The sequence below is a fragment of the Mucilaginibacter aquatilis genome (genome assembly GCF_009755275.1).
Taxonomy (GTDB): Bacteria; Bacteroidota; Bacteroidia; order Sphingobacteriales; family Sphingobacteriaceae; genus Mucilaginibacter; species Mucilaginibacter aquatilis.
Genome location: NZ_WQLA01000007.1, coordinates 107,625 through 119,947 on the forward strand (window position 1 = coordinate 107,625; position 12,323 = coordinate 119,947).

At 41.7% G+C, this 12,323-nt stretch carries 5 protein-coding genes; all 5 read right to left on the minus strand.

The features are described 5' to 3' along the window. Positions 1–69 precede the first annotated feature (69 nt). Positions 70–2,052 (minus strand): sialate O-acetylesterase, encoded by a 1,983-nt coding sequence (locus tag GO816_RS16430; protein WP_157543042.1) that lies wholly within the window; start codon positions 2,050–2,052, stop codon positions 70–72. Continuing rightward, complete coding sequence (locus GO816_RS16435; RefSeq protein ID WP_157543043.1) at positions 2,052–3,773, minus strand: glycoside hydrolase family 3 protein; 1,722 nt, start codon at positions 3,771–3,773, stop codon at positions 2,052–2,054. Before GO816_RS16435 ends, GO816_RS16430 begins: the two co-directional genes overlap by 1 nt. Before the next feature lie 21 nt (positions 3,774–3,794). After that, complete coding sequence (locus GO816_RS16440; RefSeq protein WP_157543044.1) at positions 3,795–6,086, minus strand: right-handed parallel beta-helix repeat-containing protein; 2,292 nt, start codon at positions 6,084–6,086, stop codon at positions 3,795–3,797. A gap of 117 nt (positions 6,087–6,203) precedes the next feature. Continuing rightward, positions 6,204–10,337: a hybrid sensor histidine kinase/response regulator transcription factor gene (locus tag GO816_RS16445; protein WP_157543045.1), complete on the minus strand. Its 4,134-nt coding sequence runs from the start codon at positions 10,335–10,337 to the stop codon at positions 6,204–6,206. 165 nt (positions 10,338–10,502) lie between these two features. Next, positions 10,503–12,272 carry a hypothetical protein gene (locus GO816_RS16450; protein WP_157543046.1) on the minus strand — a complete coding sequence of 590 codons (1,770 nt, stop codon included), beginning with the start codon at positions 12,270–12,272 and terminating at the stop codon, positions 10,503–10,505. Between the last annotated feature and the right edge of the window lie 51 nt (positions 12,273–12,323).

A 12,323-nucleotide genomic window follows, 5' to 3' on the forward strand; every position in this document is an offset into this window, starting at 1 on the left:
TGTTGATGTTGCAATTGATAACGCAAATGTCTCAAACACTATTTAAGCACCATCAGCGCACTTTATTTATCAAAATTCGGTAAACTTATCAGTGCGGAATGGTACTGCGGGCAACCCTTGTTTATTATAAAAGTTTATTTTAGCTGGACTGCTCTCAAATGCATAACGCACATGCAATGGTTTACTTACCTGAGGACAGCTTACCACAACCCGGTTGCCCTCAACTTTAGCTTCTGCCCGGTAAAACTTATTATCGTTACCACAAATAGCAAAGCCTTCAAGTTGGCTACCACCGCCTTTCACCTGTATCCCGCCATCAACATTATCAAAAGTAAGTACCATACTGCTTTGCTGTGTACTTACTGATTTTAAGACAGACCCCCGAGCAACTTCGCCTGCATAGCCATACGCTTTTTCTAGCGCAACCAGCGCCAGCCGCCTGCCTACCTCCTGTTTGTTTGTGGGATGCACATCTAACGCGTTACCTACGTCGTTGGTTATAGCAATACCGCTGTTTGCTACAGTGTTGCTAACCTTGGTTTGCGCCTCTTGTACAACCGCCCACGGTGAGGCCTTGGGTTGAACGTTTACTGGCCCGTAATTAGCTATTTGTACCATATAGAATGGCAACGTAACATCTTTGAATGACTTTCTCCATGAGTTAATGAGGCTGTTTAATAAAGCCTCATATTCAAAGCATGATTTCATAGTTGCATTAGCTTCGCCCTGGTACCACAAGCATCCCTTTACCGCATAATTAAAAAATGGATGTATAATAGCATTATAAGCTAATACAGGATAGCCATGTTCAAAATCAAGAGTTACAACCGGGCCAAGAGCTCCTGCTTTATCAAATACTTTACCTTGCTTATAAAGCCATTCGCCACTTAAAACTATGGTTTGAGTGCCAATAGTTATTTGCTGTTTAGCTATAGGCCTGAAGCCAGTTTTATCGCTATCGTTGTAACCGCATACAAGCACTTCATTCTTACCTTCCTTTAATAACCCGGCAGGCAGTTTAAACTTGGCATTATAATAAGGATTAGGTTGTATGCCTATATATACTCCATTAACATAGGTAAAACTTGCAAAATTAATACGCCCTAGATCAATGGTTGCCATAGAAGATGGAGTTCCTGCTATGGTAAATTCCTTTTTATACCAGCTGATACCTTTTTTTACCGCAATACCCTGATCATCAATAAAGCCAGGAATATTTACCACCTTCCAGCTATCATCAGTATTAAAAAACTCCGCTTTGCGATTAAGATCGCGTTTTGCATCAATGTATTCGGCTGCATCAGCAAAATTTTGCTCCCACTGCTTTATCATGTCAGTATGGGCTTGCTTTGTGGCTTGTATAAAACCTGGTTTTATGCTTTGTACTTTGGCAGAAGCCGAAGGAAAATCCTTTAATGCCTCGGGGCTCATAAAGGTTTCAATAGGCGAGCCTCCCCATGATGCATTAATTAAGCCAATAGGTACTTTCGTTGCTTTGTAAACGTTTTTTGCAAACTGAAATGCAACTGCCGAAAAATTATCAACGGTTTGCGGACTGGCAACCAGCCAGTTTGATTTGAGCACATCTTTTTGTGGCTCTTCGGCACCTATCAATGGAACATTAAATGTCCTTATCAGCGGGTAATTGGCATCTGCCAGCTCTTTGTCGTGGTCCATTATTTGCCTCATGCGGAAGTTCATGTTACTTTGACCACCGCAAAACCAAACGTCTCCAAAATAAACATCGTTTAAACCAAGACTATCTGCCCCTGATTGCGCTGTTATTGTGTAAGGCCCGCCTTCTTTCATTATAGGGAGCATTACCGTCCATAGGCTATCGTTACCCGCACGGGTATTAAATTGCCGCCCATTAAACTTTATGGCAACGTTTTTACCCGGCTCCGTCCAACCCCAAAACTTAACCGGCTTATTGCGCTGCAATATCATATGATGGGTATAGTAATGCGGCAAACGGAGCTGGCCAAAGCTTGTTAAGCAGTTAAAGCTAAGCAGTAGTGCAATATACCAGCGAACATGTTTTATAGCTGTCATTATTCAATAGTACTATATTTTTTAAAAGCGTTGTTTTGCAAATTAACCGGCGATGTTCCGTTGGCTTTGGCCTCACCCGTTAAAACTTTAATTACCGCATTATGCATCTCTTCGTTATTGCTGTAAGCATTTATACAGGTGTTGACCCGTTCAAAATATTCATTTAAAATGTATGGGCTTCCAAACGAAATTACGATAACCTTTGATTTAGGCATAGCATTAACCGCCCAGGCCGATTGTGCCTCATCATCATACAACTGCAACGGACCAAAGGGGGTATGCGGCTGCCTCACCACGGCAAAAATAACTTTATCATATTGCTTTGATACCTGCTCATCCCAACCCTGATTTTCATAGAGCAGGTTGTGTTGAAAATCAACATGGTAGCCCTTTTGCCCAAGCTGGGTTGCAAAGTTCTTTAATACGGCCAAACCACCATCCCCGCCCTTACGGCTTTGCGGTACAACACCTACCACTAATATTTTTTTAACGTTCTTGCTAAGCGGTAGAGATTTGTCCCGATCGCGTACTAAAGTTACTGCTGCAGCACAAATACTATCTGATGTTGCCCGTGCGAATGCCTTATCACCTATACTCATAGGTTTAATAAGTTGGCGTTTAGCTGTTGCAGCATTGTATCTTACCTTCATTGCCCATATACGGCTTACGGCATCATCCAATCGCGACATTGGTATTTCATTGCGCTTTATACGGGCTTCTAATGTATCCATAAAGGAATATGAAGGCCACAGCAGTACGTCAACCCCGGCTTTAAAGCTCGCTATTTCGCCTTCAAGCTGATTAGGGAACCATCCCCTGAAACCTCCCATGGTCATGGCGTCTGATATAATTACGCCTTTAAAATGCATTTCATTTTTCAACAAACCAGTTAGCAATTCATGCGAGAGCGTTGCCGGAGGCAAAAAGCCGTTTAACTTTTGTTTTTGATAAGCTGGTAAGGTAATATGGCCCGGCATAATAGCCGCAACGCCACTATCAATAAGCGCTTGAAACACTTTACCATGGTAACGGTACCACTCACTCATGGTTAGTGAATTTGTTGTGGTTGTAAGATGCTGATCGCGGTAATCAACCCCGTCTCCCGGAAAATGCTTGATTGTGGCAGCTACGCCGTTATATTGCAAACCTTTAACCTGACGGCTTAATAACCTAATGGCCCTATCCGGATCGTCGGAAATACCGCGCACATTGACTATTGGATTTAAGGGATTTAAGTTTAAGTCGGCCATGGGATGCAGCACCCACTGTATGCCAACCGAGCGCGATTCCATGGCAAGCGTTTTACCATAATTATAAGTAAGCTGCGGAGAATTAGCCGCCCCTATAGCCATTTCATAAGGCATACCGGTCATTCCAGGCAAGGCAACGCCATGCTCATAATCTTGCTGAAAAATTAACGGTTGCGTACTTGCTTGCTGATAAGCTGTAGCGGCTTGCTTTATAAAGCTGATTTTGTCTTTTGTATCTACGCCCTGAAACAATTTCCATCCCATAAAGAAACCGGTTACCGGGTAACGTTTAAAAAAACCTGGCAAACTGCCGTTACCTAACTGCAACTCCATTTTTCTGTCGGGCAGCATAATCATGGTTTGACCTATCTTTTCTCTTAAGGTAAGCTTTTTCCAACCATCAACACTGGCAACCTGCGCGCGCAGGCTCACGCCCGACAGCAGTATTGCAGCCAAGATTTTGTATTTCATTATGTGTAGTGAGTAATTTAGTTAATCTACAAACTGATCTTCGTTCCATGCATCGCCAGCCTTGGCTCTGTTCACCAAGCCTCCGGTTTCCTTTCGGGTAGGTACACGTAACCTGTATTGGTCTTTAATGAGTCCCATAGATACAAACACCTTATTTAAGTTAGGGAACGTGCGTAATATGGCCTTGCTGCCCGTTCGCAGATCCATGCCGGGGTAATTGCGAAATAAGGCATCTTTAACTAAAGGCAAACGGGCATTGTTTGTTATGGTAACATCACCGTGCTCGGGTTTTGTGAATGGACCACTCTCAATGGCAATGTTATCAATCATGGCACATCCATTAGGCAAATCGGGGCGCCAGGCAGGGTTTAACACGTCGCTCCACAAGGAATGCCGCAGGCCATATTGCTTTTGGATAATTTTGCCGTATGATTTCCATGGTTCCTTAAACGGCTCCATGTCTTGCAACCGCTCTTCATAAGCTGTACCAAGTTTATAGTTACGGCTTGTGCCCCTGTCATCTATAACCTGATTTTTAGTTTTTATAAATACATTGTTATGTGCAATATTATCATGTCCGCCTCCAAACTTTATGGCATCAATGGCATCATGTACAATGTTATTGTAAAACATGTCGCCGCTATCGCCATCATCACAGTAGAAGCCGTTTGAGCGATTTACATGGTGAACAAAATTGTATCTGAAAATATTGCCATAAGTAGACCATCCTCCGTAATTGTAAAACGCTCCGTTATCAGCCTCTTTTAAGGCAATGTTATGTACCTCGTTATACTCAAACACACAGTTGTTTATCAAATCGGTGCGTACTGCGCTTTTGGGCACATCATGTATAAGATTATGAGCAATGGTTAATCCCACACACTCTCTTAACTGAATTGCCTCCTTAAAAGATATACGCGCAATATGATGGATATGATTGTTGATTAACTTGCTACGGGTAGCTATCAGTTTTTTGCGATTACCTGTTGTTTGCACTTCAATGCCGCTGCCACCTGTATCAAATATATTATTGCTTTGGATTGTAACATCATCTCCTCCATTCACCCAAATACCCGTATTACCAACATTACTGATATTGCAGCCTGCAATTTTTATATGGTGTGAATTGGTTATTTCAAAACCATTACTTAGCGTACCACTAACATTGATGCTTTGAAACTGAATATTTGATGCGCCCCTAAGCGTAAGTAAAGGTTTGTCTGAATCAGCTATGCTCACCTGCATCTTGTTCAATGGTGCAGGTGGATAGTAATATATCTTGTTGTCTTTAACATCTAAGGCCCATTCACCTGACGTGTCAATTTCTTCAAGAAGGTTTAGGGCCATCCATTTTTCTTTGCCATTGCCTACTCGCCATAAAGGGCTTTGGTTAGCAATTTCAGAATATTTTGACCCCATGCCTCCTGGCGGCTCTTCGATAAAGCTGATGGTGTGCTGTTGCACGTCGAGCTTTTTTACCTTGGAAGTATAAGGACCCCATGGCACTCGCCAAAACCCTTTAAGCCACAAATCATGGCCATTGGCCATCATGGCGCTCCATCGTTCTGACCGGTTGGTGCGATCAAGGTCAACCTCGTTCACCTCGTCCTTATCCTCTGGCTTGCCGCCGTTTGCATAGTAAAATGTGTAATTATCCTTGGCCCCGTTGCAGGTTACCCAACCGGCATCATTAATGTTTCTGATGCTTTCATTTTGGTTAGGCCATTGTGATAAAGGTTGACGCTTGTTACTAGCAAACAGATCGATAATATACCATTTGTCTTCAAACTGATTTACCGGCGCAAACTGCTTTACATGTGATAAATTAAGTCCTGTTAAATCGAGTTCCTTAATATCAGCGGCATTAGTTTTGGGATGAACCCGCTTTAGCGCATCGGCACTTAAAGGTTTCCATTTATCACCACTGATACTTATTAGTCCGGATAGGGTAACCTCCTCGTTAGGATAACCACGGTAAATTACAGGCTGATGCGGTGTGCCCGAGTCCTCCTCATTAAACATGAGGGGTTCGGTTAATGAATAGGTTCCGCCCATGATCCATATTACCACACCATGCTTGCTTTTAACAATTTGGCGTGCTGCTTTCTGGGCTTTACCCAAAGTTGCAAAAGGAGCCTTTAAGGTTCCCGCCCACGCATCGTTGCCGGCTTTGGAGACGTAAAGATTAACCGTCTGGCTTTTTTTCGCAGCAGGTTGAGCAATGGTCTTTTCAGAAAGACAAAGCAAACACAATACTGTGATGAGGTTTAGGTTTAGCGTTAGTTTATAACCAAACGGTGTAATACTATTCATCAAAAAAATGGTTGTAATTGGTGATGTAAATAACCGCTTTTTAAATGGCCGCTAATGATGTGAATGTTGCATAATATGATGGCAATGTCTCAAAAAGCAAACTAAGGCAATGTTAATTCAATTTGCATTCTCTATTATGCTGTTTAAATACTCAGACGGCGTTTTGCCAAACTGTTTTTTAAACGAGGCAGTAAACGATGAAGGATTTTTAAATCCAACCTCATATGATATTTGCGATACATTAAGCTTGCGTTGTAATAGCAACTCGGCCGCATGTTTTAACCGTATACTACTAATTACCTCAAGCGGGTTTTGACCGGTAATGGCCTTGAGTTTTCTAAACAAATGGCTGCGGCTCATACAAACAATGTTGCCTAAATCTTCTACGCCAAACTCATCATTACTCATATTAGCCTGCACCGCTGCAATTACTTTATTTAAAAACTCTTCATCAAGCGGGTTCTTGGTAATGTTTTTTGGCACCATCACTCCATCAGATTGGTATTTGGCAATCAGCCTTTTTTGCGATTCAATCAAATTGCTTACTCTAGTTTTCAGCAATTCGGGGTGGAAAGGCTTAGCTATATATTCGTCGGCACCGGTTCGAAAACCTTCAATCCGATGTTGCACTTCGGCTTTAGCGGTAAGTAAAACAACCGGAATATGGCTGGTTGCTACATTTTGCTTTATGTTTAAGCACAACTCCACGCCGTCCATTTCGGGCATCATAACATCACTCAAAATAAGCGCTGGTTCACGGCTTTCAATTATACCTAAAGCAAGTTTGCCGTTTTCTGCTTTTAATACCTCGTAGCTATTAACAAATAATTTTTCGAGGTACTCCAGCACATCAGGGTTGTCTTCTACTATCAGCAGCACCTCTTTATGAATATCAGGTTTTAAATCCTGAGCCTGATCAACATCCGTCAGTCCGCCTGCAATTGATGTGTTGAAGTCATATTCGGGCTGATAAGCTGATTGCGGTACAATTAAGCCGGCTTGGTTTACATAAGCATTATTAACGGGCAACAAAATTGTAAAGGTGGTTTTGACGCCTGGGTCACTTTCTGCCACCACTATGCCCTGATGAAGCTCGACCAAACTTTTGGTTAACGAAAGACCAACGCCGGTACCTTTAATATGAGTATCGGAAAAGAAACGCTCGAACAAGTGCTTAAACTCTTCGTTACTTATTCCCTTTCCGTTATCTTCAACGGTAATGGAAATCCATTTACTTACCTTTGCCTGCACTTGTTGCTTTAGCTGGCTCGATGCAAGCTCCGCTACCTTGACAGCTACCTTCCCCCCTGCAGGCGCAAACTTAAATGCATTAATGAGTAAATTATTGATGGCCATTTCTATTTTGCCTGGATCAAAATCAATAATGAAATTACTCACCTCACTCTCTATAAAAAAATGAACACTGCTCTTTTCAGCAAGCGGTTCAAAATTTTGACATATTTCTTTGACAAAATCAACCACATCAACATCCCGCTTATGCAACTTAAGCATGCCCTGTTCCATTTTTTGGAACGTCATCAACTCGTCGACCAAATACAGCAGTTTTTTACAGTTTCGGTACACCATTTGCATTTTTTGACGCAAAGGACTATTTAAGTCATCTGAAGAAAGCATTTCATCAACCGGACCTATAATTAAAGATAGCGGCGTTCTGAACTCATGTGATACGTTGGTAAAAAACTCAACCTTCATTTGGTTAAGTTTTCTCAACTGATCTTTCTCCAGTTTTTCAAAGTGTAAAAGGCTGCGATGACGGCTTTGTGCAAGTAAGTATTTTACAAATACATACAGCATAACATTGAATATGATGATATATAGCACAATTGCCCACCATGTTTTCCATGGCGGCGGCAAAATAGTTACTTTAAGCCTTATAGGATTATTACTCCATTTACCTGCATAGTTTGCAGCTTTAACCTTAAACCAATAAGTACCGTGGTTAAGGTTGGTATATGTGGCACTACGGTTATCGGCTCCAACGTTTATCCATTCCTTATCAAACCCCTCCATTTTATAAGCGTATGCATTTAGCTCGGGGTTTGAAAAGTGCAAGGCTGTAAAGCCTATAGTAAATACATTGTTATGATAGTTTAGGGTTATTGCCCGCGTGTTGGTAATAGGCTTGGTTAAAATAACCTGATCATTCAGCGTATCATTAACGTTAACCGTTTTGTTAAACAGTTTTAATTCGGTTAAATGCAATCGAGGCGTAGCCGTGTTGCTGTTTACCAGTAACGGATTGAAGCTTAAAAAGCCATCATCGGTACCAAACAAGAATTGTGATTTACTTACGCGGCAACTACTTACGGCGCTAAAATCAATACCCGAAATAATATTATTAAACTGTTTTGTTTTGAGATTAAATTTTACTAATCCTTTAATAGTGGCTATCCACAAGTTGCCGGCATCATCGGCAAGTAAACCGTTAATTGATTTATCAGGCAAGCCATCACTTTCGAAATAGGTTTTTACCTCCTTCACTATAGGACCCGGCTCATTGCCCGATAACTGGATTTGATTAAGGCCCGACTCAGACCCGGCCCAGATAACATTATGCGGGTACTCAACGATCGACAAAAAGTTGCTGCCATACACTTTAGTGCCATGTCCGTCAGATTCAACAGTGGTAAACTTTGCGGTAACCGGATTTATGTATCCAACCTTTCCGTTTTCAAAGCCAAGCCATATCCTGCCTGCATGATCTTCATAAACAGTTCGTAAAAAGCCTGATCGTAGAAGCTGATGTGCCGAAGGTTGCTCTGCGAAGTTAATTTGCTTACCCAATTCATTAATGTAAATAACACCCGAGTTTGTACCAATCCAGGTGTTTGCTTTACTATCTTTAAGTACCGCAAATACTGCTTTACCTTGCAGCACCTGCGTTAAGCTGTTTGTATTGTTGACACTGAATTTGGTTAACCCGGCTAGGCTGCCCGCCCAAACTTGGTTATTTATTATACTTAACGAACGGTTATTACGATAGGCGTTTGTTGTACCTGCCGGTGCTTTAGTGAGGGTATTGTTAACCAAGTTATACTTGTACACGCCGGTATTTGAGGTACCAAACCATACATCATTACCATTAGTTGAAAACAAGCCTCTTACCCTATCTTTAATGTTTTTATTAGTAAAAGTGTAGTACTGTAAGGGTAGTAAGTTTAAATCAACCTTGTTAAGGCCGGCCTCTGTACCACACCATAACACGGCGTTCCTATCAACCATTACCTTATACACAATATTGCTGCTAATGCTTTTATTGCTTATGGCATTATGCCGGTAAATGGTAAGCCTAGCATTGGGCGATGCTATATTTTCTATTTTGGCTAAACCATATTCGGTTGCCAGCCATACATCGCCCAATGGCGATTTAGTTATATCAAATATTTGGTAATTTTTAAGTCCGGTTGGGCTTTGCTTAAATGTGTTTACATATTCATACGGCATATATCTGCCATCTTCAGCGTTATAAGGTAATCTGATGAGGCCGTCTCCTCCTGTTCCTATATACAAGTCATTGCCATACAACATCAAACTCCAAAACTTATCGCCGTATGGGTTTGGCTTTACAGGCATACGATAAAGCTGATGCTGCCCGTTTTTAGTATTGAAACGAACTATTCCATCGCGTGCTGCTATCCAAAGCGAACTATTGCCACCTTCAATAATCTTTACAATGCCGGTCAAAGAAGCTTGATTAAACTTTTTGTAAGATCCTGTTTGAGGATCAAACGACATTATTCCTTCTGACGTTCCAATCCATAATCGGCCTGTTGATGCTTCGGCATGTAAAGCATTAATCTGCCTGTTTAAAAAAGGGTAAGCTTGCTTTTTATTGACCGGATAATTGGTGAACCGTTCCGTTTGTAGATTAAAGCAACTCAAACCCGCTTCTGTGCCAAACCATAAGTTGCCTCTTTTATCTTCGCATATGGCATGAGCCCAATTACCCGATATACTGCTTAGCCTGTTGTTTTTGTAATACTTTATAAAGTTATAACCATCAAACTTACATAAGCCGTTCATGGTACCTACCCACAAAAAGCCTTTACTGTCTTGAAATAAATTCCTGATGCGAACATCGGGCAGGCCATCATTACTGTTATAAGCCTTAAATACCGGGGTTAAGCTTATGCCGCTGTCGTCATTTGATGTGTAGGTTGATTGCCCGGCATTAACCGTTGCAATGCCATACAATATTGCCGCAGTGAATGAGAGCAGGTACTTAAGCATAAACGTTTACATTGGTTTTAACAGCACTCAATTATTGAAATAAGGGCTGTTAATTTTGAAGTAACTATAATAGATATAATATAGCACATATAATAACAATTATCATGAAGCAGTAAGTAACAGCCAGTACTAACCAGCTTTTGACTTGTTTTGTGAGCATAAAGGTTAATTGAAGGCAATTTGTCGGTACTTGTTAACTGAAGCCGCCATTCCTAACTCCTTATGGTAAGTTGGAGCTTTATAAACGAAAGCATACGGCTTGTACAAGGTTGCACACATTGGGTTACTTGCCTTAAGCCTCTGATAGGCAAGCCATAAATCATCATATCTTTTTATAGCGGCTTTAAGTTTAACTTTATCGTAAGTGGATGTTTTATCGCCTTCAAACCCTATAGCCATTATGTTCCACCCTTGGGCTATTATACTGTACAGCAGGCGCCCGTAAGTGCTTGACACGCGTATGTACTCTTCATCGCTTTTATTGCGCATTTTTATCTTCTCACTTAAGCTGGCAATGGTATCCCACATACGCGCGGCTTCAAACTTCTCCTCAACAGCAGCCTTTAGTAGCCCTTTTTGATAATACTCCGTGAATTGCCTGTACAACGTACCTTCAGAATCAAATGCGGTAGAATCCTTATTAAGATCAGAACCAGCTAAAAATTCGTCGCGCATCCACCATACCCATTCACTATTAAACGTTGGCATGGCCGAGTCATGCCCCCGAAGCACAGCCTTGGCTGATAGCAGGCATAGCTGGCGAAAAGCGGATTGTGACGATTGGCTTATACCGTTTTCGATCATAAATTGCTTGAGCACCTGCTCTTCGGTTTGGCTGGTATTGCCGGCCCAGTGACTAAGTACATAGGCATTCAGCCTGCACCAAAACTCATTGCTAATGTACGGGCCTACCCACCCTCCTCCGCGCGACCACGACCATACTCCGGCAAAATTCGGATGATGCTTAATATCATTCAAACTTTTGAATCCTTTTTGCGGCCTTTTACCATTGTATTCCTCAAAGCCATTAATTACGCCATTCATTACATAATTAGGGTAAGCACCTTTACCCTCATACTCGCGCTGGCATTGTACTTCTACTACTTGTTTATGCCGGCCCTGCATAAGCGTTGGGTTGAAGTCAAAGGTGCGGTGATAGTCGCCTTTGGTGTGCTTAACCATAAACACCAAGTTGGGATGGGTACTGATTTGATTTACCACATTAAGATAATATTGCGGATCGTCATGCATACCACCAAATGACCAGGTGCGGTAAAAAATCTTTTTGTGCCGCTTAACACATACTTCCTCTCTCAGTAATTTAAGTAACTTAACATGACTGGCTTCCCCTTGGGTTATGGGATTGTTGCCGGTGTGATAAGGCACATTATTTAAATACGTTTCACCGGTGCGGATAACCAAACCATCCAAATCAGGAAAGGTATCAAAGAGTTCGTTAAGCATCAACCGGTGTATTTCAATTGTTTTCGGGCGCTCAAATGAAATCTTGCCGTTTGCATCGCAAATATCATTTCTATATAACTCAACCAGTTTTTTGGGCAGCACAATAATATCTGTGAAATAATAAGCCTTCATACCGGCCTTGTGCGCTTTCTGAATATTTGCCTTAACCTTATTTGCTGCATCGTTAACCCACTTTCGGCCTTTACTGCCAACCGGAAATATATCGGAGTTTAACTTATCAAAAGTGAGGGCCGCATGGGCAAAAGCAAAATCGTTAAATACTTGGCCGTTGTAGCCGTTTTTTTGCAGGTAAGCAGCGTCGTTGAATGCCGATACGGTAAGCGCCTCGCCCGGGTTGTTATGTACCATATCTAATATATACTGGGCTTTAGATGGCTGGGCTGTTGTACGAAGGGTGCAAACCATCCATAAAATGAACAGCAGATATAGCGAAGCTTTTATTTTGAACACGGGTTTATAATTTAGGTATAAAAAGTAAGCCGATACTGCCCGTAAGCGGTA